25 protein-coding genes and 1 riboswitch are annotated in these 25,053 nt (G+C 73.3%); of the genes, 15 read left to right on the top strand and 10 right to left on the bottom strand.

What is annotated here, in order from left to right; genetic code table 11:
• The first annotated feature begins 178 nt into the window (after positions 1-178).
• The 8 genes from ACGFX4_RS24255 (at position 179) to ACGFX4_RS24220 (ending at position 6,502) form a co-directional block, all read left to right on the top strand.
• The gene (locus ACGFX4_RS24255) at positions 179-1,162 is read left to right on the top strand and encodes a DUF881 domain-containing protein (RefSeq protein WP_393078045.1); all 984 of its coding nucleotides are present in this window, start codon (positions 179-181) and stop codon (positions 1,160-1,162) included.
• Positions 1,159-1,491: a small basic family protein gene (locus tag ACGFX4_RS24250; protein WP_073927316.1), complete on the top strand. Its 333-nt coding sequence runs from the start codon at positions 1,159-1,161 to the stop codon at positions 1,489-1,491. The genes ACGFX4_RS24255 and ACGFX4_RS24250 overlap by 4 nt, the downstream gene beginning before the upstream one ends.
• Before the next feature lie 10 nt (positions 1,492-1,501).
• A complete protein-coding gene (locus ACGFX4_RS24245) occupies positions 1,502-2,425 on the top strand; it encodes a DUF881 domain-containing protein (RefSeq protein WP_393078041.1) in 924 nt (307 codons plus the stop codon).
• 139 nt (positions 2,426-2,564) lie between these two features.
• The gene (locus tag ACGFX4_RS24240; RefSeq protein ID WP_393078038.1) at positions 2,565-3,455 is read left to right on the top strand and encodes an FHA domain-containing protein; all 891 of its coding nucleotides are present in this window, start codon (positions 2,565-2,567) and stop codon (positions 3,453-3,455) included.
• 63 nt (positions 3,456-3,518) lie between these two features.
• A complete protein-coding gene (locus ACGFX4_RS24235; protein ID WP_345701766.1) occupies positions 3,519-4,262 on the top strand; it encodes a MerR family transcriptional regulator in 744 nt (247 codons plus the stop codon).
• Between the two features lie 63 nt (positions 4,263-4,325).
• Positions 4,326-4,799 carry a bifunctional nuclease family protein gene (locus ACGFX4_RS24230; protein ID WP_345696093.1) on the top strand — a complete coding sequence of 158 codons (474 nt, stop codon included), beginning with the start codon at positions 4,326-4,328 and terminating at the stop codon, positions 4,797-4,799.
• A gap of 253 nt (positions 4,800-5,052) precedes the next feature.
• Positions 5,053-5,733 (top strand): MerR family transcriptional regulator, encoded by a 681-nt coding sequence (locus tag ACGFX4_RS24225; RefSeq protein WP_345696092.1) that lies wholly within the window; start codon positions 5,053-5,055, stop codon positions 5,731-5,733.
• A gap of 55 nt (positions 5,734-5,788) precedes the next feature.
• Positions 5,789-6,502 carry a vancomycin high temperature exclusion protein gene (locus ACGFX4_RS24220; protein ID WP_393078054.1) on the top strand — a complete coding sequence of 238 codons (714 nt, stop codon included), beginning with the start codon at positions 5,789-5,791 and terminating at the stop codon, positions 6,500-6,502.
• Here the strand turns inward: ACGFX4_RS24220 and ACGFX4_RS24215 are convergent.
• A complete protein-coding gene (locus tag ACGFX4_RS24215; RefSeq protein ID WP_393078034.1) occupies positions 6,480-7,496 on the bottom strand; it encodes an Lrp/AsnC family transcriptional regulator in 1,017 nt (338 codons plus the stop codon). The two genes, ACGFX4_RS24220 and ACGFX4_RS24215, sit on opposite strands and share 23 nt — an antisense overlap.
• A 115-nt stretch (positions 7,497-7,611) precedes the next feature.
• Here ACGFX4_RS24215 and ACGFX4_RS24210 point away from each other — a divergent pair, with 115 nt between their 5' ends.
• From ACGFX4_RS24210 to ACGFX4_RS24195, 4 genes are all read left to right on the top strand, one after another.
• Entirely contained in the window at positions 7,612-9,048 is a 1,437-nt protein-coding gene (locus ACGFX4_RS24210) for an MFS transporter (RefSeq protein ID WP_393078031.1), read from the top strand.
• Between the two features lie 54 nt (positions 9,049-9,102).
• Positions 9,103-10,482: a DNA polymerase IV gene (locus ACGFX4_RS24205; RefSeq protein ID WP_393078028.1), complete on the top strand. Its 1,380-nt coding sequence runs from the start codon at positions 9,103-9,105 to the stop codon at positions 10,480-10,482.
• Positions 10,483-10,533: 51 nt separating this feature from the next.
• On the top strand, positions 10,534-10,683 hold the full coding sequence (locus ACGFX4_RS24200; protein ID WP_393078025.1) for a hypothetical protein: 150 nt from the start codon (positions 10,534-10,536) through the stop codon (positions 10,681-10,683).
• Between the two features lie 124 nt (positions 10,684-10,807).
• On the top strand, positions 10,808-11,008 hold the full coding sequence (locus ACGFX4_RS24195; protein ID WP_393078022.1) for a hypothetical protein: 201 nt from the start codon (positions 10,808-10,810) through the stop codon (positions 11,006-11,008).
• 157 nt (positions 11,009-11,165) lie between these two features.
• Here ACGFX4_RS24195 and ACGFX4_RS24190 read toward each other — a convergent pair whose 3' ends face one another.
• Positions 11,166-12,638, bottom strand: coding sequence for an MFS transporter (locus ACGFX4_RS24190; RefSeq protein WP_393078020.1), 1,473 nt, complete (start codon positions 12,636-12,638; stop codon positions 11,166-11,168).
• 154 nt (positions 12,639-12,792) lie between these two features.
• Positions 12,793-13,995, bottom strand: coding sequence for a PRC and DUF2382 domain-containing protein (locus ACGFX4_RS24185; RefSeq protein ID WP_393078017.1), 1,203 nt, complete (start codon positions 13,993-13,995; stop codon positions 12,793-12,795).
• A gap of 190 nt (positions 13,996-14,185) precedes the next feature.
• A riboswitch (glycine riboswitch) is annotated at positions 14,186-14,292 on the top strand.
• A 226-nt stretch (positions 14,293-14,518) separates the two neighbouring features.
• Here ACGFX4_RS24185 and gcvP point away from each other — a divergent pair.
• Positions 14,519-17,389, top strand: a complete 2,871-nt coding sequence (gene gcvP / locus ACGFX4_RS24180) for an aminomethyl-transferring glycine dehydrogenase (protein ID WP_393078014.1) — start codon at positions 14,519-14,521, stop codon at positions 17,387-17,389.
• A gap of 53 nt (positions 17,390-17,442) precedes the next feature.
• Here gcvP and ACGFX4_RS24175 read toward each other — a convergent pair whose 3' ends face one another.
• Both ACGFX4_RS24175 and ACGFX4_RS24170 read right to left on the bottom strand, forming a co-directional pair.
• Positions 17,443-17,631 (bottom strand): DUF5999 family protein, encoded by a 189-nt coding sequence (locus ACGFX4_RS24175; RefSeq protein ID WP_345696084.1) that lies wholly within the window; start codon positions 17,629-17,631, stop codon positions 17,443-17,445.
• A gap of 154 nt (positions 17,632-17,785) precedes the next feature.
• Complete coding sequence (locus tag ACGFX4_RS24170; RefSeq protein WP_393078012.1) at positions 17,786-18,472, bottom strand: hypothetical protein; 687 nt, start codon at positions 18,470-18,472, stop codon at positions 17,786-17,788.
• Positions 18,473-18,837: 365 nt separating this feature from the next.
• Here ACGFX4_RS24170 and ACGFX4_RS24165 point away from each other — a divergent pair, with 365 nt between their 5' ends.
• Positions 18,838-20,340, top strand: coding sequence for a glutamate--cysteine ligase (locus ACGFX4_RS24165; RefSeq protein WP_393078009.1), 1,503 nt, complete (start codon positions 18,838-18,840; stop codon positions 20,338-20,340).
• Between the two features lie 89 nt (positions 20,341-20,429).
• Positions 20,430-21,221 (top strand): CPBP family intramembrane glutamic endopeptidase, encoded by a 792-nt coding sequence (locus tag ACGFX4_RS24160; RefSeq protein ID WP_393078007.1) that lies wholly within the window; start codon positions 20,430-20,432, stop codon positions 21,219-21,221.
• Positions 21,222-21,244: 23 nt separating this feature from the next.
• On the opposite strand, the gene ACGFX4_RS24155 is transcribed toward ACGFX4_RS24160, so the two are convergent.
• From ACGFX4_RS24155 to ACGFX4_RS24135, 5 genes are all read right to left on the bottom strand, one after another.
• A complete protein-coding gene (locus ACGFX4_RS24155; RefSeq protein ID WP_393078004.1) occupies positions 21,245-22,069 on the bottom strand; it encodes a PhzF family phenazine biosynthesis protein in 825 nt (274 codons plus the stop codon).
• Between the two features lie 33 nt (positions 22,070-22,102).
• Complete coding sequence (locus ACGFX4_RS24150; RefSeq protein WP_393078001.1) at positions 22,103-22,618, bottom strand: HAD domain-containing protein; 516 nt, start codon at positions 22,616-22,618, stop codon at positions 22,103-22,105.
• A gap of 69 nt (positions 22,619-22,687) precedes the next feature.
• Positions 22,688-23,983 carry an MFS transporter gene (locus ACGFX4_RS24145; RefSeq protein WP_393077998.1) on the bottom strand — a complete coding sequence of 432 codons (1,296 nt, stop codon included), beginning with the start codon at positions 23,981-23,983 and terminating at the stop codon, positions 22,688-22,690.
• Between the two features lie 119 nt (positions 23,984-24,102).
• Positions 24,103-24,306, bottom strand: coding sequence for a hypothetical protein (locus ACGFX4_RS24140; protein WP_393077995.1), 204 nt, complete (start codon positions 24,304-24,306; stop codon positions 24,103-24,105).
• 37 nt (positions 24,307-24,343) lie between these two features.
• Positions 24,344-25,036, bottom strand: a complete 693-nt coding sequence (locus ACGFX4_RS24135; RefSeq protein WP_393077992.1) for a dienelactone hydrolase family protein — start codon at positions 25,034-25,036, stop codon at positions 24,344-24,346.
• Positions 25,037-25,053: the final 17 nt, after the last annotated feature.

The raw sequence follows: 25,053 nt of genomic DNA, 5'->3' as shown, positions 1-25,053 counted from the left end.
CGGCGCCGGGGGGGGGGCGCCCGGGCCCGCGGCGGGGGGGGGGGGGGGGGGGGGCGCCCCCCCCCCCCCCCCCCCCCCCCCCACCTTCGTGTCGGTATGTTGCGATCCGTCGACGATCCGTTCGCCACCGGCAGGGGCAGGTCGTGGTCGGCGGCCGCGACGTGGGACGATGTCCCGCATGCCAGCAACGTCGACGCCGGGTGACCAGAACGGGCGGTACAACCGCCCGGACGCCTCGATGTCCCTGCTGACCACGGTGATGGAGCACAGCCTCGACGACGGGTACGCCGAGGCGGCCAAGGCGAAGGGCTCGGCCGGGCCGTACCGGCTGCCCGGGACGTCCAAGGGTCGGCTGATGCTGGCGCTGGGCCTGGGGCTGGCGGCGACCGTGGTGACGGTGGGCGCGGTGAACACGCACGAGGCGGCGCCGGCCCTCGCGAAGGAGCGGGACGCGCTGATCCACCGGGTCAACGACGCGACCAAGGCGGCGGACCGGCTGCAGCACCAGGTCGAGGAGGACCGCGACAAGGTCGCCGCGGCGCAGCAGCAGGCGCTGCAGACGGGGGACGGCGGCCTGGCGGAGCTGGCCGCGCAGACCGGGACCGCGGCGATGACGGGCCCGGGCATCAAGCTGGTGATAGAGGACGCGTCGGGCACGGGCGCGGGCGGCAACGTGAGCGACCCGCGCAACGCCGAGGGCTTCCGCAACAGCGGCCGGTTGAAGGACCACGACCTGCAGTACGTGGTGAACGGGCTGTGGCAGGCCGGTGCGGAGGGGATCTCGGTGAACGGGCAGCGGCTGACCGCGCTGTCGGCGATCCGGGCGGCCGGTGACGCGATCCTGGTGGACAACCGGCCGCTGGTGCCGCCGTACACGGTGCTGGCGATCGGGAACGGGCCGCAGCTGGCGGCCGGGTTCCAGGACAACCAGGGAGGCCGGTACCTGAAGATCATTCAGGACAGCTACGGGATCAAGTACGCGCTGTCGGTGCAGAAGAACCTGACGCTGCCGGCGGCGCTGGGTGTGACCCTGCGCTGGGCCCAGCCCGTGGTGCCCACGCCGACCGCGTCGGCTTCGGCGTCGGCGTCCGCTTCGGCGTCGCCGGGCGCGTCGGCCTCTCCCTCCCCTACATCTACTCGGACAGGAGTCGCAACACCGTGATTGCCGTACTGGGTCTTGTGATCGGCGTGGTCGTCGGCCTGTTCGTCCAGCCCGAGGTGCCGGACGCCGTGGTGCCGTACCTGCCGATCGCGGTGGTGGCGGCGCTGGACGCGGTGTTCGGCGGTGTCAGGGCGATGCTGGACGGGATCTTCGACGACAAGGTCTTCGTGGTGTCGTTCCTGTCGAACGTCGTGGTGGCGGCGCTGATCGTGTTCCTGGGTGACCAGCTGGGCGTCGGGTCGCAGCTGTCGACCGGTGTGGTGGTCGTGCTGGGCATCCGGATCTTCTCCAACGCTGCGGCGATCCGCCGGCACGTGTTCAGGGCGTAGGGAGCGAGCCGTGGCGAACGAGGACAGGGACAAGGACAAGGGCGAGCACCGGGAGCCCGAGGAGCTGTCGGAGAAGGCGGCGCCCGAGCCCGCGGAGCCCGTGGGGTCGGCCGAGCCCGTGGAGCCGGAGGTGTCTGCGGAGCCCGTGGAGCCGGTGGGGCAGCCCGCCGAGCCCGCCGAGCCCGCCGAGCCCGGCGAGGCGGCGGTGCCGTCGGACGCGCGGCGGCGGATGCGGGCCGCGCTGTGGCCGCCGCGGGTGTCGCGGGGGCAGTTGGTGGTGGCGCTGCTGCTGTTCGCGCTGGGGCTGGGTCTGGCCATCCAGGTGCGCTCGACCAACGACCACGACCAGCTGCGCGGGGCGCGCCAGGAGGATCTGGTTCGCATCCTCGACGAACTGGACAGCCGTCAGCAGCGTCTTCAGCAGGAGAAGGCGCAGCTGGAGCAGTCCCTGGCGCAGTTGGAGAACAGTTCCAATCAGGCCAAGGAAGCTCAGGAGCAGACCAGGAAGAAGACGGCTGAACTGGGTGTTCTGGCAGGTACGGTGAAGGCGACCGGTCCGGGGATCGTGCTGACGATCGACGATCCCCAAGGGCAGGTGAAGGCGGATATGCTGCTGGACACGCTGCAGGAACTCCGAGCGGCGGGGGCGGAGGCGATTCAGATCAACGATGTGCGTGTGGTGGCCGGAACCTACTTCACCGACAACGCGTCGGGCGGGGTGCAGATCGACGGGAAGAACGTCGCGCAGCCGTTCCGTTTCACCGTGATCGGGAATCCGCAGGATCTGACGCCCGCCCTGAACATTCCCGGTGGTGTGGTCCGCAGCCTGGAGAAGCAGCAGGCCAAGGCCACCATCAGTCAGCAGCAGAAGGTCGTCGTCGACGCGCTGGTCGCGCCGAAGCAGTTGCAGTACGGCAAGCCGGCGGCGAAGTGAGGGAACGGATTCCGCACGGATCGTCAGTTTCCTGCCGCCCCCGGTGGCGGGTCGCCGCCTACCGTCGGTCACACTGGGTCATACTGTCGGCTTCACCCTGCCCCGCGGGCGGGTCTGTCACACGCAAGGGGATTCGCCCGTGAGTTTTTTCGGGAAGCTGTTCGGACGTAGCAACCGCCAGCCGGCGGCCGTGGAGGCGCCGACCGCGCGACACCGCCGTGAGGACGAGGCCGGCGTGCCGGGGATGCGTCCGGCGCCGACGGGCGACCAGTACGAGGAGCGGCCGCTGTTCCGGGACGACAACGCGACCCAGGGCGCGGGCATCCCGACGGGTTCCTTCGACGCGTACGGCGCGTCGGTTGATTCGGCGGGCGCCGCGCGCATAGGTTTCGCGTCAGGACCCTCAACCTCTGGTGGAGGGTTTGCCCCGGATCCCTACGCCGGGCACGTCCAGCCGGGTGTGCCGCGCCAGGAGGCTGTGAACATGGCTGGGACGAGCCCGTGCCCGCGGTGCGGGCACCAGAGCCCGGCGACGGCCCGTTTCTGCTCCAACTGCGGCACCGCCCTGCGCGGCCTGCCGGAGGGCGCGGCCGAGACCACCTCGACCATTTCGATCTCCGGGATCGAGTCGTACGACCCGAACGCGACCTCGGCCGGCAGCACCGGTGCCACGCCGGCGCTGTCCGCCGAGGTGATGGCGGCGATCGACGCCCTGCCGCCGGGTTCGGCGCTGCTGATCGTGCTGCGCGGCCCGAACGCGGGCAGCCGGTTCCTGCTGGACTCGGACAAGACCACGGCCGGTCGTCACCCGCAGGGTGACATCTTCCTGGACGACGTCACGGTCTCCCGCAAGCACGTGGAGTTCCGGCGCCAGGGGGGCGGCGGCTTCTCGGTGGCGGACGTGGGCAGCCTCAACGGCACCTACGTCAACCGGGAGCGGATCGACGAGGTCGTGCTGAACAACGGCGACGAGGTGCAGATCGGCAAGTACCGCCTGGTGTACTTCGCCGGCCACCACCGGGGGTACTAGTCCACGACTTCGGCGGGAGCCCGCGTGACCCCACAGACACCCACCTCCCTCGGTGCTCCGCCCGTGCCGGCCTCCCGCCGCGCGGGCGAGGCCCGGCGGCGCGGTGACGAGCTGCTCTCCATCGGCGCGGTCCTGGCCCACCTGCGGGACGACTTCCCCGAGGTGACCATCTCCAAGATCCGCTTCCTGGAGGCGGAGGGCCTGGTCGAGCCGCAGCGCACCCCGTCGGGCTACCGCAAGTTCAGCCCGGCGGACGTGGAGCGGCTGGCGTACGTGCTGCGCATGCAGCGCGACCACTACCTGCCGCTGAGGGTGATCCGGGAGCACCTGGACGCGATGGAGCGCGGGGAGGCGCCGCCGGCGCTGCCCCCCGCGGAGGCGCGGCCGGGCCCGCTGGAGGAGGCGGACCGCGAGCTGGTCGCGGCCTCCGGGGCGTCGGCCGGGGTGCGGCTGGGCCGGGCGGAGCTGATCGCCGCGGCCGAGTCGGGCGAGGCGGAGCTGGTCGAGTGGGAGTCGTACGGGCTGGTCACGGCCGGGCCGGACGGCGGCTACGACGGCGAGGCGCTGCAGATCGCCCGGTTGGTGGCGGAGCTCGGCCGGTACGGGCTGGAGCCGCGCCACCTGCGGGCGATGAAGGCGGCCGCCGACCGGGAGGTCGCTCTGGTGGAGCAGGTGGTGGCGCCGCTGCGCCGGCACCGCAACCCGCAGACCCGGGCGCACGCCGAGGCGACGGCGCGGGAACTGGCCACCCTGTCGGTGCGGCTGCACGCGGCGATGGTGCAGGCAGGGCTGCGTGCGCGGCCCTGAGGCGGCCGCCGGGACGACCGGCTGCGCTTTCATATCGGCTCCGAGGGCCATAGGGTTGCCAGTGTGAATGAGCTCGACGTCGTGGGTGTCCGGGTGGAGATGCCTTCCAACCAGCCGATCGTGCTGCTGCGGGAGGTCGGGGGCGATCGGTACCTGCCGATCTGGATCGGCCCCGGCGAGGCGACCGCGATCGCCTTCGCCCAGCAGGGGATGACGCCGGTGCGGCCGCTGACGCACGACCTCTTCAAGGACGTGCTGGACGCGCTCGGCCACCAGCTCACCGAGGTGCGGATCAGCGAACTGCGGGACGGCGTGTTCTACGCGGAGCTGGTCTTCGCCGGCGGGGTGGAGGTCAGTGCCCGGCCATCGGACGCGATAGCGCTGGCGCTGCGCACCGGCACGCCGATCTTCGGTGCCGAGGACGTGCTGGCGGAGGCGGGCATCTCGATCCCGGACGAGCAGGAGGACGAGGTGGAGAAGTTCCGCGAGTTCCTCGACCAGGTCTCGCCGGAGGACTTCGGGGGCGGCCCGCAGTAGTCGCGGCGTCGCGACTCGTCGGCCGCGACTCATTAGTGCGGCGGGCGGGGCACCGCAAGTCGCGAAGGCCGAAATTGTGGGGGACTACCCACACTTGGGGCACGAAAAACCACCCTCGCGGGTGACATTGTCGGAGACCGTCGGCGTGGCGATCGTTGACGGTCTACGAGTGACTGCCTACCGTCAGGTGATGGCTCCGGCAGACGGGCCACCCGGGCCCGGGCCCGCGGGAGTAGTGGACGGAGGGTCGGCGATGGTCGGCAGCGGCGACGAGACGGCCTCGGGCGGCCTGTGCGCCGTGCATGTGCCGCGTGCCGGCCGGGGGCTGATCGGGCGTCCGTGGAGCCCGGAGCCGGCCGAGGAGCCGGAGCTGCCCCGAGTGGGCCGCTTCCCGGCGGTGCAGGCCGAGGCGCCGGCGATCGAGCGGTTGGCGCCGACCTCGGCGCTGGTCGGCTACCGCGGCCCGACCGCGTGCGCGGCCGCCGGCATCACCTACCGCCAGCTCGACTACTGGGCCCGCACCGGCCTGTTGGAGCCGAGCGTCCGCTCGGTGTACGCGGCGGGCGCGCAGCGGCTGTACAGCTTCCGCGACATCCTGCTGCTGAAGATCGTGAAGCGGCTGCTGGACGCCGGCGTGTCACTGCAGAACATCCGGGTGGCGGTCACCCATCTGCAGCAGGCCGAGCAGGCGGACCTGGCCGGGATGACCCTGATGTGCGACGGCGCGACGGTCTACGAGTGCACCTCGCCGCAGCAGGTGGTCGACCTGCTGGGCGGCGGGCAGGGCGTGTTCGGGATCGGCGTCGGCGCGGTGTGGCAGGAGCTGGAGGCGGCGCTGAGCCGGCTGCACGCGGAGCGCACCGACACCGGCGAGACGGTTGTCGGCCACGACCCGGCGGACGAGCTGGCGCAGCGCCGCAACCGCGCGGGATAGCCGGAACCGCTCGGCGGCCGGAGTCGTCGGGGCTGGTGTGAGGATCACTGGTGTGGTGCGGCGTCGGGCCGGGCAGGTGCGGCGGGCGGCGTGGTGGCTGGTCAGGTGGCGTCCGGCGGGGTTGGCCGGCCGGCGGGGTCAGCGGCGCTGGTTCCAGGCGGTGGTGGCGCTGAGCGTGCTGGCGCTGGCGCCGAGCGCCTGGCTGTGGTCCGGTTCGGGCAGCCGGGTGGGGACGGTGGAGAGCGCGCCGCAGGCGCCGGTCGCGGTGGTGTTCGGCGCGGGGCTGTTCGGCACCGAGCCCTCGCCGTACCTGGCGCACCGGCTGGACGCGGCGCTGGAGCTGTACCGGCAGCACAAGGTCCGGGCGATCCTGGTGACCGGCGACAACGGCCGCACCGACTACGACGAGACCGACACGATGCGCGGCTACCTGATCGACCGGGGCGTGCCCGCGGTGAAGGTGGTCGGCGACTACGCGGGCTTCGACACCTGGGACTCCTGCTCCCGGGCGCGCCGGATCTTCGGCGTGGACCGGGCGCTGCTGGTCAGCCAGACGTTCCACGTGCGCCGGGCGCTGGCGCTGTGCGAGGCGGCCGGCATCGACTCGTACGGCGTCGGGGTGGAGGAGTGGCACGACATCACCTGGTACTACGGGGGGTTCCGGGAGATCCCCGGTGCCGGCAAGGCGCTGCTGAACACGGTGTTCCGCAGCGACCCGACGTTCCTCGGGCCGCACGAGGACGGGATCAGCCGGGCGCTGGAGCAGTAGCCGGGCGGGCGGCGCGGGTGGGCGGTCGGCGGAACGGGCCGGGGCCCTTGACGGTGCGCAGCACGGGGGCGCTCTCCACCCGGTCGACGGCGTCGAGGGCGGCGATCCGGGTGGTCAGGTAGGTGTAGACGGACCGCACGTCGGGGCAGAGCAGCACGGCGTGCAGGTTGGTGGGGCCGGTGGTGGCGCAGACGAAGGCGAGCTCGGGGTGGGCGGCCAGCGCCTCGCCGGTGGCGGCCAGCCGGGAGGGCGGGACGGACAGCCACAGCAGGGCGGTGGTGCGCAGGCCGAACACCCGCCAGTCCAGGTCGAGGTCGTAGTAGAGGGCGCCGTGCCGCTCCAGTTCGTCCATCCGGCGGCGGACGGTGGCGGCGGACCAGCCGGTGGCGGCGGCGAGGTCGGTGAGGTTGGCCCGGCCGTCGACGGCCAGTGCGTCCAGCAGTCGGCGATCCGCGCGCTCCAGGGCGGGCGGGGGGCCGGTGGGGGCGGGTGTCCCGTCCAGCAGCAGGGCGACCTGCTCGGCGGTGAGCGCGCCGGACTTGATCGCCAGGCCCTGCGCGCCGCCGAAGAAGGTGTGGATCACGCACTGGGCGGTCACCCCGACCACGCTCGGGGTGCGTGGCAGCCGTTGCAGGAGCAGGGTGCCGTCCTGCTGGTCGGGGTGGAAGCGGGTGCCGCAGTTGATCTCGGTGCCGCCGGCGCTCAGGCCGACCCAGGTGGTGTCCTCGCGGCGGGCCAGCGCCTCGGCGAGGGTGCCGGCCGCGTCCGGGGTGCACTGCACCCGGAGCAGCCAGCGCTCCTCGCCCAGGGCGTGCGGCGCGGAGAGGCCGAGCACCCGCAGCGCGCCCGTGCCGACCAGGCGGGCGTAGCGGCGGGCCACCGTCTGGTCGGAGACGCCCAGGGCGCGGGCGATCCGGCTGAACGGGGCGCGGCCGTTCAGCTGGAGGGCGTGCGCGAGCTGCCGGTCCAGGAGGTCGTAGCTGTCGGATTCCACGGGGAGAAGGCTAGCCGGTGTCGGAATCCTGCGGAATCTGGTGGATGGGTGGGGGATCGACGGGTCAGGGCCCGATGGTGTGGAGAAATTCCTACGACCCACCGGAGGCCCCGCCATGCGCAAGTGGATCCCCCTGGCCGCGATCAGCCTGGGGGCGTTCATGCTGCTGGTCGACGTCAGCATCGTGAACGTCGCCCTGCCGCAGATGTCCGCCGACCTCGACTCCTCGTTCACCGCCCTGCAGTGGGTGGTCGACGTGTACGCCCTGATGCTGGCCGCGCTGCTGATGGCGCTCGGCTCGCTCGGCGACCGGGTCGGCCACCGCCGGCTCTACCTGCTGGGGCTGGTGGTCTTCGCCGCCGCCTCGCTCGGCTGCGCGCTGGCGCCGGGCGCCGGGACGCTGATCGCGGCCCGCGCCGCGCAGGGCGTCGGCGGGGCCGCCATGATGACCTCCACCACCGCGCTGATCGGCGCCGCGTACCGGGGGCGCGAGCGCGGTGTGGCCTTCGGCGTGTGGGGCGCGGTCAACGGCGCCGCTGCGGCGGTCGGGCCGGTGCTCGGCGGGCTGCTCACCGACGGCTTCGGCTGGCGGTCGATCTTCCTGGTGAACGTGCCGGTCGCGGCGGCCGCGGTGCTGCTGACCCGGGCGACCGTCCCCGCGCAGGCGTCGCGGGCCGGCGGCGGCCGGTTCGACCTGGCGGGCGCGGTGCTGTTCACCGGGTTCGGCGCGGCGCTGGTGTACGGCCTGATCGAGAGCGGCGAGCGCGGCTGGGGCAGCCCGCGGGTGCTCGTCCCGCTGGTCGGCGCCGCGCTGGCGCTGGCCGGGTTCGTCCTGGTCGAGCGGCGGGCGGAGCGGCCGCTGCTGGACCTGGCGCTGCTGCGCAACCGCAGCTTCCTCGGCCTGACGCTGGGCGGCCTGCTGCTGACGGCCGGCGCGTTCGCGCAGCTCACCTACACCTCGCTGTGGCTGCAGCAGGTGCTCGGCCTCGGGCCGCTGGGGGCGGGGCTCGTGGTGTGCCCGCTGGCGGCGTCGGCGTTCGTGGTGGCGCCGCTCAGCGCCCGGCTGTTCCCGCAGGCCGCGCCGCGGCGGCCGATCGGGTACGGGCTGCTGCTGATCGGCGCCGGGACGCTGATGCTCTGCCTGGTCGGCCCGGGTTCGGGCTGGGCGGTGCTGGTGCCGGGCCTGCTGGTCACCGGTGTCGGGGTCGGGCTGGCGACGCCCTCGCTGATGTCCAGTGCGCTGGCGGCGGTGGAGCCGCAGCGGGCCGGCATGGCGGCCGGGGTGGTCAGCACCGGGCGGCAGCTCGGCTTCGCGCTCGGGATCGCGGTGCTCGGCACGGTCTTCCAGGACCGGCTGCGGGACTTCGCCGGGGCCGTCGACCCGCACGTGGCGTTCGCGGCCGGGCTGGACCGGGTCTACCTGGTGGCGGGCTGCGTGGGCCTGGCGGCCGGGGTGCTGGTCCTGGCGACCGTCCGCCCGGTCGTCGAGGCGGCCGCGGTGGGAGCGAGGAGCACGGGGGCGGACAGCGTCGGGGCGGGCAGCGCGCGCTGACCGGCCGGGCGGCGGGTGCGGCGCTCTGTCGTACCCGTGCGCGATGATCGACAGGTGCGGACCGTGCCGAGCATCATCCACCTCGACATGGACGCCTTCTTCGCCGCGGTGGAGCAGGCGTCCAAGCCGAGCCTGCGCGGGAAGCCGGTCGTCGTCGGCGGGCTGGGCGGGCGCGGCGTGGTCTCCACCGCCTCGTACGAGGCGCGGAGGTTCGGGGTGCACTCGGCGATGCCGATGGCGCAGGCCCGCCGGCTCTGCCCGAACGCGGCCTTCCTCACCGGGCGCTTCGAGGCGTACCGGCGCAACAGCGAGATCGTGATGGCCCTGCTGCGCGAGCGCTCCCCGCTGGTCGAGCCGCTCAGCCTGGACGAGGCGTTCGTCGACCTGGAGGCCGGGCCGTACGGTCCGGCGCTGCGCGACGCCGGGCCCGGCGAGGGCGCGCAGCTGGTGCTGGCGGTCGCCGAGGACCTGCGCGCCGACATCGTCGAGCACACCGGGCTGACCGCCTCGGTCGGCGCGGCCGGGTCCAAGCTGATGGCGAAGATCGCCTCCGAGCAGGCCAAGCCGGACGGGCTGGTGCTGGTCGGCGTCGGCACCGAGCGGGACGTGCTCAGCCCGATGCCGGTGCGGGCCCTGCCCGGCATCGGCCCGGCCACCGAGCAGGCGCTGCGCCGCGCCGGGCTGACCACGGTCGCCGACCTCGCCGCCGCCGGGCCGGAGGAGCTGGTGCAGCTGCTCGGGCGGGCGCACGGCGCGGGCGTCCACGCGATGGCGCTCGGTCTCGACGACCGGCCGGTGGTGCCCGACCGGGACGCCAAGTCGGTGTCGGTGGAGGACACCTTCGAGGTCGACCTGGCCGACCGGGACCGGATCCTGCGCGAGATCGACCACCTGGCGGCGCGCTGCGTGCGGCGGCTGCACGCCACCGGGCGCTCCGGGCGGACGGTGGTGCTCAAGGTGCGGCGCTTCGACTTCTCCACGTTGACCCGCTCCGAGACGCTGCGCGGGCCGACCGACGACGAGGAGGTGATCGCCTCGACCGCCCGGCGGCTGGCCCTGCAGGTGGACGTCACCGGCGGGGTGCGGCTGCTCGGCGTCGGCGTCTCGCAGCTCGCCGACTTCACCCAGGAGGACCTGTTCGCCCAGCTGGAGCGGGCCGAGCGCGCCGAGCGGGAGGAACGCGAGGAGAGCGAGCCGGAGCCGGTGGCCGCCGAGGCGGTCGAGGAGCCGCCCGCCGCCCGCCGCTGGTGGCCCGGCCAGGACGTCACCCACGCGGAGCTCGGCCCCGGCTGGGTCCAGGGCAGCGGCGTCGGCCGGGTCACCGTCCGCTTCGAGACCCCGGACAGCCCGCCGGGCCGGGTCCGTACCTTCGCCATCGACGACCCGGAGTTGGAGCCTTCCGGCCCGCTGGCGCTGCGCCCCGGTGTTGAATGATCCACATCGTTTGATGGTCAGGGGGCTGATGAGTCGTCGGCAGTTGGCCCGGTGGGGTCGACGCTGTGCTTCGACCGCGCCGCGGGCCTGGTGTTCGTGAGCGCGCACGACCTCTTCGACCCGAACAGGAAGCACGTCGGGATCGGTCCTGACGGCAAGGAGACCACGGTGGCCCCGTCGCAGTACCCGGTCCAGTCATGAGCGGGGCCGGGAGGCGGGTGGTGTGTCGTCGGGTGTTCCTGGGCGTGGGTGTCGGAGCGGTGGCGGCCGTGGCGTCGGCGGCGGGCTTCGTGACTGGTCGATCGAGGATGCGGCCGAGAAGGCCGTGGAGGACGAGCGGACGGTCCACGAGGGCCTGGAGAACGAGCGGCTGCGCAAGGCGCTGAGCCGGTTCGCCCCGGCGGGCGCGGACTGGGTCGGGTCCGAGGAACTCACCGGGTCCCTGGTGCGTGCGGGGAAGGCGAGGGTCTGTTTCGACCGGGCGTCCGACACCGTCTGTCTGATGGCCGTGCAGCTCGGCTCCTGAGCCGGGGACGGCAACGGCCCCGCACCTGTCCAGGGGTGCGGGGCCGGTTGTCGGCCGGGTCGGCGTACGGTCTCGATGCCCTCAGGGCCGTACGCTTCCCGGTCTCCTCGCCGGCCTGTCCGGGGCCGGCGGGGGAGGACGCCTGGTCGGGGAGACCTCAGGCGTCGGTCTTGGCGAGCTCCGGTGCGGCCTGCTCGGCGGCGACGGGCTCGACGGGCTTGATGCGGCGGATGGCGAACGGCACCAGCGCGGCGACCAGGCACATCACGGCGGCGATCCAGAAGGCGTGCCGGTACGCGTCCAGGGTGGGCAGCTGCACCGGGATCGGCAGCTTCATGGTGTCGCCGGTGAGGATCGCGCCCATCACGGCGGTGCCGATCGCGCCACCGACGGTGCGCAGCACGGCGTTCATGCCGTTGGCGATGCCGCTCTGCTCGGCCGGGACGGCGCCGTTGATGTAGGCCGGCATGGCGGCGTAGGCCAGGCCCACGCCGAGGCCGAAGACGGCCGAGGAGAGGTAGATGTCGATCTCGTGGCCGTGGCGCACCGCGAGGTAGACCATGGCGGCGGAGCCGAGCAGGCCGCCGAGAACCAGCGGCAGGCGGGGGCCGCGGCGGGCGATCAGCAGGGCGCCGACCGGGGCGGCGACCATCGAGCCGAGGGCGGAGGGCAGCAGCATGATGCCGGCGTGCAGCACGGTGGCGGTGAAGCCGTAGTGCGCCAGCTTCTCCGGGGTCTGGGCGAAGTTGCTGATCAGCAGGAAGGAGCCGTACATCCCGAAGCCGATGAGCAGGCCGGAGATGTTGGTGAAGGCGACCGCGGGGCGGGAGAGCATCTTCATGTCGACCAGCGGGTGCTTGACCTTGACCTCGATGAGGATCCAGATCAGGGCGACCACGGCGGCGACGGCGAACAGGCCGAGGGTCTTGGTGGAGGTCCAGCCCCAGTGGTTGCCCTGGCTGACGGCGATCAGCAGGGCGGAGAGCCAGCCGGCCAGGGTGATCGCGCCGAGCGGGTCGGCGCCGCCGTTCTTGTCGACGACCGGGTCCTTGGGGACGCGCAGGGCGACCAGGCCGACCGCGATCAGGCCGAAGGCCAGACCCATCCAGAAGATCGACTTGTAGCTCCAGTGCTCCAGCAGCAGGCCGGTGGCGACCAGGCCGAGGCCGGAGCCGACGCCCATCGAGGCGCTGATGGCGGCGACGCCGCCGGTGACCTTCTCGCGGGGCATCTCGTCGCGGACGATGCTGATCGCGAGCGGCAGCACACCACCGCCGGCGCCCTGCAGGACGCGGGCGACCACCAGCCAGGTGAAGGAGTGGGTGGAGACGGCGAGCGCCGAACCGGCGACCAGGCCGGCCAGCGAGACCAGCAGCATCGGCTTGCGGCCGCGCAGGTCGCCGAAGCGGCCGAGCAGCGGGGTGAGCACGGCGGCGGAGAGCAGGTTCGCCGTCATCAGCCAGGTGATGCTGGAGCCGGAGACGTCCAGCTCCTTGGCGAGCGAGGGCAGGATCGGCACGACCGCGGTCTGCACCACGGTGAAGGCCAGCATGGCCACGATCAGCGCGGGCAGCACGCGGGCGCTGGTCGGCGCGGCGGCCGTGACGGTGGGCTGTGATGCCTCGCTCACGGTGACTTCCTCATTCTTCAGGCAGGCGATAGTGAATCAGCTGAAGTAACCATGCAGGGAGATACTTCAGTCTGTCAAATATCGTCGGGTGAAGCTTTGGCAAAGCGGCGGCCCCGGTCCGCGGGGAGCGGACCGGGGCCGGTGGCGGCGCGGATCAGGCCGGGCGAAGCGGCTCCGGCCGGACCGTGGCCGCGGCCACCGTCTCGGGGTGACCGTTGTGCAGCGGCGCCGGGTGCGACAGCGGGACGGTGCCCATCGGCGCGGGGTGCGCCTGGGTGGGCTGCTGGATGCCGAGCTGCTGCGCGGCGTGCTGCTGGACGCCGTTCGGCTGCGGCGCCCCGTGCTGCCGGGTGCCGGCCGACCGGCCGGAGGGACCGGCGGCGGGCTCGGCCGTCGAGTCGTGCACCTCGACCTGCTCGCGGCGCAGCTCCTCGTGGATCACCTCCTCCTCGGTGTACCGCTCCACCACCAGGCGCACCCGCTCGATCGGGGCCAGGTACTTGCGCACCACCGGCCGCTCCTCGCGCAGGGTCACCTCCTCCATCGCCTCGTCGATCTCCTGCTCGGTGAGCGACTCCCGCTCCTGCTCGGTGACCGGGACGCGTTCCACCCGCACCCGCTCGCGCACCACCGGCACCCGGCGCTCGACCGGCTCGGTGGTCACGTACTTGCGCAGCCGGGCGGTGCCCAGCTCGTGCCACTCGGTGGTGATCTCCAGGCGCTCCTCGCGGCAGGTGATCTCGATCGGGGCGGCGGGCGCGTCGCCGGTGGCCGCCGTCCGGGCGTGCGCCTGGGGCTGCGGCTGCGTCTGCGGGAGCTTGTGCTCGGCCGGCGCGGCGTAGGTCGGCGGCGGGGCGAGGGTGCGGTTCACGGCGGGCTGGGCGTGCTGCGCGGGCTGGGCGCCGGCCGCCTGGGCCGCCGCCGCGGCGGCGACCGGGGCGGTGGTGCCGAAGTCCCGGTCGACGGGCTTGTCCATGGACTTGTCGGCGGGCCGCTCCGCGGCGAGGGAGCCGTTGGCCGCGGTCGGCGGCACGGGCTGGCCGTTGCCGGTGTCCAGCCCGTAGTAGCGGTACAGCTGGAGCTCCTGGGCGGGGGAGAGGTGCTGCCCCACACCGAAGTCCGGGGATTCCTTGATCAGCGACTTGTCGTACGGGACGCGCAGCTCGTCCCCGGAGAATTCGCTGGTGGTCAGCGGGACGAAGGCGTCCCGGCCGAAGATTCCGGTGCGCACGGCGGCCCACTCGGGTTCGCCGGTCGCGTCGTCCAGATACACCTCGTCGACCGTGCCGATCTTGTCACCGTTCCGGTCGACCGCCTTGTGTCCGATCAGGTCGCGCGGATCGATATCGGTCTGCACGCTGTCCTCCAGTCCTGCTGCTCCTTGAGAATCCGTCAAAGGGGGGTGGTCGGAGGAGCTGGCCGACCACCACTTCACACGAAACGACATGTATCGGACACCGGCGAGCGGAGCTCAGCCGTCCGGGGCAGATCACAGGCCCGGACCGGTGATCGGGAACGTTCGCGCTGGTACCCTGGGCGGCGACCGCCGAGCCCGCTCGGGAGAGTCCCCGGCCCCGCGCGAGCGGGTGCGAAGGGGCGCCGAAGGAGCAACTCCTCCCCGGAATCTCTCAGGCATCCGTACCGAACGGGATCAGGTCACTCTGGAAAGCAGGGCAGGATCGCCGGCACAGGAGCCGGCGGCACCACCCTCACCGACGGTGCAAGTCGACGGGACGCCTCACGGCGCCGGCACGGCGAAGCTCTCAGGTACCGATGACAGAGGGGGAGGCCTGACGGGTTCGTCTGCTTTTCCGGCTCCCACGGCGTCCGGACCGGCATGCGTACCCCCGCCGGTCCGTGACCAGGAGGCCCCGACCCCCATGAACGCCAAGCCTTCCCTCACCGAGCTCGAGCAGGCCAGTCCCTTCCAGGGCCGCCACATCGGCCCCGACGCCGCCGCGCAGGACAAGATGCTGGCCCAGGTCGGCTACGGCTCCCTGGACGAGCTGTCCGACGCCGCCGTCCCCGCCGCCATCCGCAGCCTCACCGCGCTGGGCCTGCCGGCCGGCCGCTCCGAGGCCCAGGTGCTCGCCGAGCTGCGCGAGCTGGCCGGCCGCAACTCCGTGCTGACCTCCATGATCGGCCTGGGGTACTACGGCACCTTCACCCCGCCGGTGATCCTGCGCAACGTGCTGGAGAACCCGGCCTGGTACACCGCGTACACGCCGTACCAGCCGGAGATCTCGCAGGGCCGCCTGGAGGCGCTGCTCAACTTCCAGACCCTGGTCGCCGACCTGACCGGCCTGGACACCTCCGGCTCCTCGCTGCTGGACGAGGGCACCGCGGCCGCCGAGGCGATGGCGCTGGCCCGCCGCGTCACCAAGGTCAAGGGCGGCGTCTTCCTGGTCGACGCCGACTCGCTGCCGCAGACCATCGCGGTGATCGAGACCCGCGCCGAGCCGACCGGTGTCGAGGTGGTCGTCGCCGACCTGTCGAACGGCATCCCGGCGGAGGTCGCCGAGCGCGGCGTCTTCGGCGTGCTGGTGCAGTACCCGGGCGCCTCCGGTGCGGTCCGCGACCTCAAGCCACTGATCGACCGGGCCCACGAGCTGGGCGCGGTCGTCGCGGTCGCCGCCGACCTGCTGGCCCTGACCCTGCTGAAGTCCCCGGGCGAGCTGGGCGCCGACATCGCCTGCGGCACCTCGCAGCGCTTCGGCGTCCCGATGGGCTTCGGCGGCCCGCACGCCGGCTACCTCGCGGTCCGCGCCGCGTACGCCCGCAACCTGCCCGGCCGCCTGGTCGGCGTCTCGGTGGACGCGGACGGCCACCGCGCCTACCGCCTGGCCCTGCAGACCCGCGAGCAGCACATCCGCCGCGAGAAGGCCACCTCCAACATCTGCACCGCCCAGGTGCTGCTGGCCGTGATGGCCTCCATGTACGCCGTCTACCACGGCCCGGACGGCCTGGCGGACATCGCCCGCCGCACCCACCGCTACGCCGCGGCGCTCGCCGCCGGCCTGCGCGCGGGCGGCGTGGAGCCGGCGCACGAGTCGTTCTTCGACACCGTCACCGTGCGCGTCCCGGGCCGGGCCGCCGCCGTGGTCGCCGGCGCGCTCGCCGAGGGCGTCAACCTCTTCCAGGTCGACGAGGACACAGTCTCGATCTCCTGCGACGAGACCACCACCCGCGAGCACCTGGCCTCGGTCTTCGCCGCCTTCGGCGTCACCGCCGAGATCGCCGAGGACGCGGAGACCCTGCCGGAGGCGCTGCTGCGCTCCGACGAGTACCTGACCCACCCGGTCTTCCACAGCCACCGCTCCGAGACCGCCATGCTGCGCTACCTGCGCCGCCTGTCGGACCGCGACTACGCGCTGGACCGCGGCATGATCCCGCTGGGCTCCTGCACCATGAAGCTCAACGCGACCACCGAGATGGAGCCGGTGACCTGGCCGGAGTTCGGCCAGCTGCACCCCTTCGCCCCGGTCGACCAGGCGGCGGGCTACCTCACCCTGATCCGCGAGCTGGAGCAGCAGCTGGTCGAGGTGACCGGCTACGACGCGGTCTCCATCCAGCCGAACGCCGGCTCCCAGGGCGAGCTGGCCGGCCTGCTGGCCGTCCGCGCCTACCACCTGGCCAACGGCGACACCCAGCGCGACGTCTGCCTGATCCCGTCCTCCGCGCACGGCACCAACGCGGCCTCCGCCGCGATGGCCGGCATGCGGGTCGTCGTGGTGAAGACCCTGGTCGACGGCGACGTGGACGTCGAGGACCTGAAGGCCAAGATCGAGCAGCACCGCGACCAGCTCTCGGTGCTGATGGTCACCTACCCGTCCACCCACGGCGTGTACGAGACCGAGATCACCGAGATCTGCGCCATGGTGCACGAGGCCGGCGGCCAGGTGTACGTCGACGGCGCCAACCTGAACGCCCTGGTCGGCCTCGCCAAGCCGGGCAAGTTCGGCGCGGACGTCTCGCACCTGAACCTGCACAAGACCTTCTGCATCCCGCACGGCGGTGGCGGCCCGGGCGTCGGCCCGGTCGCGGTCCGCGCGCACCTCGCGCCGTACCTGCCCAACCACCCGCTGCAGGCGGAGGCCGGCCCGGCCACCGGTGTCGGCCCGATCTCGGCCGCCCCGTGGGGCTCGGCCGCGATCCTGCCGATCTCCTGGGCGTACGTGCGCCTGATGGGCGGCGAGGGCCTCAAGCGCGCCACCCAGGTCGCGGTGCTGAACGCCAACTACATCGCCAAGCGCCTGGCCCCGCACTTCCCGGTGCTCTACACCGGCCCCGGCGGCCTGGTCGCGCACGAGTGCATCATCGACCTGCGCCCGCTCACCAAGGAGACGGGCGTGACGGTGGACGACATCGCCAAGCGCCTGATCGACTACGGCTTCCACGCGCCGACCATGTCGTTCCCGGTGGCCGGCACGCTGATGATCGAGCCGACCGAGTCCGAGGACCTGCACGAGATCGACCGCTTCTGCGACACCATGATCGCGATCCGCGCGGAGATCGAGAAGGTCGGCACGGGCGCCTGGCCGAAGGACGACAACCCGCTGGCCAACGCCCCGCACACGGCGGCGACGCTGACCGGTGAGTGGGAGCACGCCTACTCGCGCCACGAGGCGGTCTTCCCGGCCGGCGTGAACCCGGCGGACAAGTACTGGCCGCCGGTGCGCCGCATCGACGGTGCGTACGGCGACCGCAACCTGGTCTGCTCGTGCCCGCCGCTGGACGAGTACGACGCCTGAGGGTGAAACCGAAGGGGTGCGGGGCCGGCGGCCCCGCACCCCTTCGGTGTTCCCTACGCCAGGGCGAGCGGTCGTCGAGGCGCGATGACGCTGCCGTCGGGCAGCAGCTCGCCGGTGTCCTCGAAGATCAGGACGCCGTTGCAGAGCAGGCTCCACCCCTGGTCGGGGTGGGAGGCGGCCACGGCGGCCGCCTCACGGTCGGGGGACTCCGCCGAAGGACACTCGGGTCGGTGCTGGCACATCGTCGTACCTCGCTCGGTTCGCCGTCCGGTTCGGGTGTGAACCGGCTCCACGGTGGGTAGGACAGTGCCCCCTCCGCCGCTGGTTCCCAGTGTCGGCATACCGAGGCCCGAGCGCAGCCATTTGGTGACATGCGCCACAGATGAGGGCCCGAGATCACCCGGCCGGATGGCTACTTGTCGAAGTCGCGCACAGCTGGGCCATCCCGCTCTGGCCCGTTCGGGTCATGCCCGGATGGCCCGAACCGGTGGGCTCCAGCCGGGCGAGCAACTCGGCCGCCGGATAGACCTGGTGCGCGGTCACCCCGAGCGGCGCCGGGGCGAGCGGGATCAGCAGGTCCTCGCCCGGCGTGCTGCCGTGCAGCCACAGGGCGGTCGCGTAGTGCCCGGGCATCGACAGCAGCCGCGGCTGCAGGCGGGTGTGCCCGCCCTGGACCAGCTGCCAGGCCTGGCGCAGCGCCCGCACCGTGGAGTCCAGGTAGGGCCCGGCGGTGAAGTGCGAGAAGGCGTGCCCCTCGGCGGTCTCCACCACCTCGGCCGCGGCCAGCACCTCGCCCGGCCCGTCCGGCCCCAGCCCGTCGCGCCCCAGCGACTCGCGCACCGGCCCGTCCGCCGCCGGATCGGCGGCCTTGGCGGTGTGCCGCACCAGGAACCGCCATCCGGTGCGGCGCGCGCCGGCCAGCCGGCCGTCCGGGCCGTCCAGGACGTACACCGCCAGCGGGTGCGCCGGCAGCAGTGGGCCGGGGCTGTGGCGCAGGACGGCGGCGGCCGGCTGGCGCAGCGCGTCCTGGGAACCGAGCGCGGCGTGGACCGCGCGCAGTGCGCTGGGCGGTGGCTGAAGCATGTGCAAGGTCATGTGGAGTCGCCTCTCCGTGCGAGATCGGCGTGCGAGTGCGGCATACCGGCGGGGCGTCGGTGTGAAGGGGGACCTGGGCCGTGTCCGGTTGGGCATGATCGCCGGGCGGGGCGCGGGCGGGCCGTCCGAGGGTTGGAGAACGGCTGGAGTCCGGCCGGAGCGCAGTGCGAATTCTACTCGAACAGGTGCGCAGGGTGACCTTCTTATCACGTTCGGTGGTGCCCGGCAAGTCGATCTGTCACTGAAAGATCGTCAGAAAGCTTGCACCGCTACTGCGTTCGGGCGGTCTGGCTAGGGATCTTCGCGGTGGGCATGATGACTTGCACGTTCGACCGAGGGGGAGGAGCACACCCGTGGGCGAGAAGGTCGTCGCGACCCGGGCGGAGCTGTCCGACCGGCAGCTCTACCGCCGCAAGCTGCAGCTGTGCCTGGACGTGCTGGAGCGGATGCTGCGCGAGGAACGGTTCGACCGCCCGAAGGCGATGATCGGACTGGAGATCGAGCTCAACCTCGCCGACGAGCAGGGTATGCCCGTGCTCGGCAACGCGCAGGTGCTGGGATCGATCGCCTCGTCGGACTTCCAGACCGAACTGGGCCAGTTCAACATCGAGGTCAACATCGCGCCGCGCCGGCTCGGCGGGCACGTCCTGGAGGAGCTGCGGGAGGAGATCGACACCTGCCTGCGCTACGCCGACCGCAAGGCCGCCGAGGTCGGCGCGCGGATCGTCATGGTGGGCATCCTGCCGACCCTGGACCTGGACCACACCGGCATCGACGCGATGAGCCGCAACGACCGGTACACCCTGCTCAGCGACCAGATCCTGGCCGCCCGCGGGGAGGACATCGCGCTCGACATCCAGGGCGTGGAGCACCTGGCGGTGGAGTCGGTGTCGATGGTCGCCGAGGCCGCCGCGACCTCCCTGCAGCTGCACCTGCAGGTCACCCCCGAGCGCTTCGCCTCGGTGTGGAACGCCGCCCAGGCGATCTGCGGCGTGCAGCTGGCGCTCGGCGCCAACGCGCCCTTCCTGTTCGGGCGGGAGCTCTGGCGCGAAACGCGCCCCGTGCTCTTCCAGCAAGCCTGTGACACCCGTTCGGCGGAGCTCAAGGCGCAGGGCGTGCGCCCCATCACCTGGTTCGGGGAGCGCTGGGTCGACTCCGCACACGATCTGTTCGCGGAGAACCTCAAGTACTTCCCGGCGCTGCTGCCGATCTGCGACGACGAGGACCCGGCGAAGGTCTACGCCTCCGGCGGCGTCCCGCGGCTCGGCGAGATGCGGCTGCACAACGGCACCATCTACCGGTGGAACCGCCCGGTGTACGACGTCGCCGACGGCGTCCCGCACCTGCGGGTGGAGAACCGCTGCCTGCCGGCCGGCCCGACGGTCGCCGACACCCTCGCCAACGCCGCCTTCTACTACGGGCTGGTCCGGGTGCTGGCCGAGCAGCCCCGGCCGATCTGGACCAGGCTGCCCTTCGAGAAGGCCGACGAGAACTTCCAGGCCGGCGCCCGGTACGGCATCGACGCCGTCCAGTACTGGCCGCGCGGCGGGCGGGGCGGACGCGGCCAGCTCACCCCGGTCGCCACCACCGAGCTGGTGCTGAACGACCTGCTGCCGCTCGCCCACCAGGGCCTGGACGAGTGGGGCGTGGAGCCCGCCGACCGCGACCGTTACCTCGGCATCATCGAGCAGCGCTGCCTGCGCCGCACCAACGGCGCCGCCTGGCAGGCCGCCACCGTGCACCGGCTGCGGGAGAACTACGGGATGGACCCGCAGGCCGCGATCGCCGCGATGACCCGCCGGTACGCCGAGTACATGCGCACCGGGGAGCCGGTGCACACCTGGCCGGTGGGGTGAGCCCCGCGCCCCGGGGCGCTGTGGTTGGATGATCGTTCCGGCGGCCGGGCACCCGGCCACCGGCCGACCCAGCGTCCCGGAGGCCACAGGTGACGACCGCTTCGACCGAGCCCTCCGCCCGGCCGCTGACCCGCCGGCTGCTGGGCGCCGAACTGCTGATCGTCCTCGGACTGTCGCTCGGCGCCAGCGGCGTCGCCGCGCTGATCAGCTTCGCCGGGTCGCTCACCGAACCGCTCGCCCTCGGCAAGCAGGTCGCCAGCCTCAACGCCTCCCGGGCCCCCGGCCGGCCCTGGCTGGACCTCGCCTGGCAGCTGTACTACATCGGCCGCGGCCTGATGCCGGTGGTGCTGGTCGGCTACCTGCTGATCCGCGAGGGCAGCTCGCTCAGGAACGCCCTCGGCTTCGACCTGACCCGCAAGCTCTCCGACCTCGGCCGCGGCGCGCTGGTCGCCGCCGGGATCGGCGGCTCCGGGCTGCTGCTCTACCTGGCCGCGCAGGCCGGCGGTGCCAACCTGACCGTCGCCCCCTCCGGCCTGCCCGAGGTGTGGTGGCGGATCCCGGTGCTGCTGCTCTCCGCCTGGCAGAACGCGGTGCTGGAGGAGGTGGTGGTCCTCGGCTACCTGTTGCGGCGGCTCCAGCAGCTCGGCTGGGGCTGGCCCGCCGCGCTGGTCGCCAGTTCCGTGCTGCGCGGCTCGTACCACCTGTACCAGGGTGTCGGCGGGCTGGTCGGCAACATGGTGATGGGCGTGGTCTTCTGCCTGCTGTACCGGCGCTGGGGGCGGGTGATGCCGCTGGTCGCCGCGCACGGGCTGATCGACACTGTCGCCTTCGTCGGGTACGCGTTGCTGGCCGGGCACGTCAGCTGGCTGCCCACGCCCTGAGCAGCGTGCTTCGGGGGGTGCCGCTACGGCGTGCTGTGCAGGGTGCCGTCCAGCACGGTGACCGCGTGGCCGGAGAGCAGGACGCGGTCGCCGAGCAGCCGGCACGCCACCAGGCCGCCGCGGACCGACGCCTGGTAGCCGGTCAGCTCGGTGCGGCCCAGGCGCTCCGCCCAGAACGGGGCGAGCGCGGTGTGCGAGCTGCCGGTCACCGGGTCCTCCGGGATGCCGACCGACGGGGCGAAGTTGCGCGACACGAAGTCGTAGCCGCCGCCCGCCGGGTCGTCCGCCCGGGCGGTGACCACCACGCCCCGCAGCGGCAGCAGCGCGAGCGCGCCCAGGTCCGGGGCGAGCGCCCGCACCGCGTGCTCGCTCGCCAGCACCACCAGCAGCTCGCCGAGCCCGGGGACCGCGTACGCCTCGGTGACCGGCCGGCCCAGCGCCTCGGCCAGGCCCGCCGGCGGCTCGGCGGCTACGGCGCCGTTGGCGGGGAAGTCCAGGGTGATCGAACCGTCCGGCTCGGTCCGGGCCCGCAGTTCGCCGCTCCGGGTGGCGAACCGCACCTGCCCGTCCGACCCGTCGAGCAGGCCGTCGCCGCGCAGCGCGTGCACCGTGGCCAGCGTGGCGTGGCCGCACAGGTCCACCTCCTCGGTGGGGGTGAACCAGCGCAGCGCCCACGCGCCCGGCTCGCCGGACGGGCGGGCGAAGGCGGTCTCCGGCAGGTTCATCTCCGCCGCGACCCGGCGCAGCCAGCGCTCCTGCGGCCACTCGGGCCCGTCCAGCAGGCAGACGGCGGCCGGGTTGCCGGCGAACGGGCGGTCGGTGAAGGCGTCGATGATCCGGAGGCGCATGCTTCGAATCTAACGCCCGGGCCCACCGGGCCGTCAGCCCACCCGGCACAAGCGGCCCGCGGCGGGCGGGCGGCGCAGCAGCCGGTCGACGTGCCACCTGAGCAACCCCTGCCCCGGGTCGACGGGCACCAGCAGCCGGTCGCGGCGCAGCAGCGAGTTGCGCACCAGCCGTGGCGGGATGCAGTCGTCGACCCAGGCGAACGGCCGCCCGGCGGCGTACCGCAGGATCGGCGCCCACTTGCGGGCCGAGAACAGCTCCATCAGCGGCACCCGCGGATCGCCGGGCTGCGGCACGTACCCGGTGAAGCGGACCACCGGCAGCTGCGGCAGGCCGAGCAGCGGCGCGACGTGCGCGTTCGCCTGCTCCTCCCAGGTGGTCGCCCACACCAGCTCGTAGCCGTCCGCGAGTTCGCGCAGCCAGTCGCCGTGCCGGCCGGAGAGCAGGACGGTGTAGCCGAGCAGGCTGTGGCTGTCGAAGTCGGCGTCCGGATGCGGACAGACCGGGTTCAGCACCCCGTCGATGTCGAGGAACAGCAGTGGTTTGGGCATGCGGTCTCCCCCGGAAGACGACCTTGTCATCTGGTCCGACGATTCTGCGGCGGAGACGGTTGCCCTCTGTCACCCGGAAGTGACGGATTCCGCTTCCGGTACGGGGGTCGGGGCGGCCGGGGCCTGTGGGGTCTCCGGGGTCTCCGGGACGGCACGGGTCAGGCGCCGCACCTCGGGAGCCGCCAGCACCGCCGCCGAAAGGGCGAGGATCACCGCGGTGCACGCCCACAGCGCGCCGGTCAGACCGAGCGCGTCGGCCGCCGGACCGGCCAGCGCGGTGCCCAGCGGCAGCAGCGCGAACGACCCCAGCGAGTCGTACGCGGAGATCCGCGACACCAGCTCGGACGGGATCTCCTGGTGCAGGGTCACCATCCAGCCCACCGAGAAGACCGTCACCCCCACGCCCGACAGGAACATCGCGGCGACGATCACCGGGACCGGCGCGGTCAGCGCCAGCGCGACCGCCGGCAGCGCGAACAGGAACACCCCGTTGTTGCCCGCCAGCAGCAGCCGGCGCGGCTGCCAGCGGGTCATCAGCACCCCGCCCGCCAGCATGCCGACGCTCAGGGCCGCCATCGCCAGACCCCAGTCCCCGGCGCCGCCGAGCCGCTGCTCGGCCACCACCGGGCCGTACACCGCCTCGTACGCGAGCACGCACGCGTTCACCAGGCCGAACTGCACCACCACCGCCCACAGCCAGCGGCGGGATCGGAACTCGTGCCAGCCGACCCGCAGTTCGTGCACCATGCCGTGGTCGGCCGACGGCCGGTCGGCGGGCTCCACCCGCAGCAGGACGCGCAGCGCCGCGGCCACCGCGAAGCAGCCCGCGTCCAGCGCCAGCACCCAGCCCGGACCGACCAGGCCCACCAGCGCGCCGCCCAGCGCCGCGCCGCCGATCTGCGCGGCGTTCACCGCCATCTTGAACACCGAGAACGCCTTGCCCGCGTGCTCGGTCGCCACCGACTGCAGGATCAGGCCCTCGGCCGCCGGAGCGTAGAACGCCTGCCCGGCGCCACCCGCCGCGGACAGCACCATCAGCGGCCACAGCGCGTCCTGACCGCTCAGTACCAGGGCCGCCAGGCCCGCCTGCGACAGCGCGTTGAACGCGTTCGCGCCCACCATCACCCGGTGGCGCGGCAGCCGGTCCGCGAGCGCCCCACCGAGCAGCAGGAACAGCACCAGCGGCACGCTGCGCGCCGCCGTCACGTACCCGACCTCGGCCGCGCCGCCGCCCTGCCCCAGCACCGCGAACGCCGTCGCGATCGGCGCGGCGGCGTTGCCCAGCCCGCTCACCACCGTCGCGGCCGTCTGGATCCGGTAGTTCCGCCCCGCCCAGGGAAAACGCTGCGTACGCTGCTCACTCACCGCGCGACTATGCGCCGCCCGCGCGCCGCCTGTCGACCCATTTACTCCACGAAGGGACGAGCCGGCTTCGTCCACTGCCGGAGCCCCGCCACCCGGTCGACCCGGTCCGTGCCGGCAGCCTAGGGGCGGGCGCGCCGGGCGAGCCGGCCGTACTCCATGCCCCAGGACCAGCCGGCTTGGTTCTCGGTGCGGCCGGTGAGCTTGATGCCGCCGGTCCGGTGCTGCACCGAGGTCAGCCGGATGATGTCGCTGCCGTAGTTGTGCGAGAGCTCGACGATGTCGCCGGGCTGGAGGTCTTCGGCGGGCACGTCGTCAAAGATCATGTCGGCGATGGTACCGGCACGCGGCAGGTCCTCACGGTCAACCCAGGTGGGCCCAGAGGAAGGCGAGGGTGCGGCGCCAGGCGGTGTCGGCCTGGAGGGGGTCGTAGGTGGAGGGCTGCTTCTCGTCGTTCATGAAGGCGTGGCCGGCGGGGTAGAAGTGGATCTCGGGCCGGCGGTCGGTGGCCTCGCCGATGCGGATGGCGGCCTCGTCGACGGTGGCGGCGGGCAGCGAGGCGTCGTCCTCGCCGAAGTGGCCGAGGACGTGGGCGGTCAGGCCGCGGTAGTCGAAGTCGGGGTCGTCGGGCAGGCCGTAGAAGGGGACGACCGCGGCGATCCGGTCGCCCTGCTGGGCAGCCAGGCGCAGGGCGAGGCCGCCGCCCATGCAGAGGCCGGTGGCGCCGATCGCGTCGCCGACGGTCTGCGGGTGGTCGAGGAGGAAGCCGACGGCCCCGGCGAGGTCGCGGGCGGCCTGCTCGGCGGGCAGCTCGGCCTTGAGCTTGCTCGCCTCGGCCGGGTCGTGGGTGGTGGTGCCGCCGTACAGGTCGGGGGCGAGGGCGACGAAGCCCTCGGCGGCGAGGCGGTCGGTGAGGTCGGCGATGTGGCGGGTGAGGCCCCACCACTCCTGGACGACCAGGACGCCCGGGCCGAGGCCCTTGGGCGGCAGGGCGAGGTAGCCGTGCGCGGTCTGCCCGTTGCTGGGGAAGGTGACGTTCTGGCGGCGGGTGCCCATGGCCTCTCCGTCGGCTC

The sequence above is a fragment of the Kitasatospora sp. NPDC048365 genome, from assembly GCF_043200835.1.
Classification (GTDB): Bacteria; Actinomycetota; Actinomycetes; order Streptomycetales; family Streptomycetaceae; genus Kitasatospora; species Kitasatospora terrestris.
This window is presented reverse-complemented; position numbering and strand designations above follow the sequence as displayed.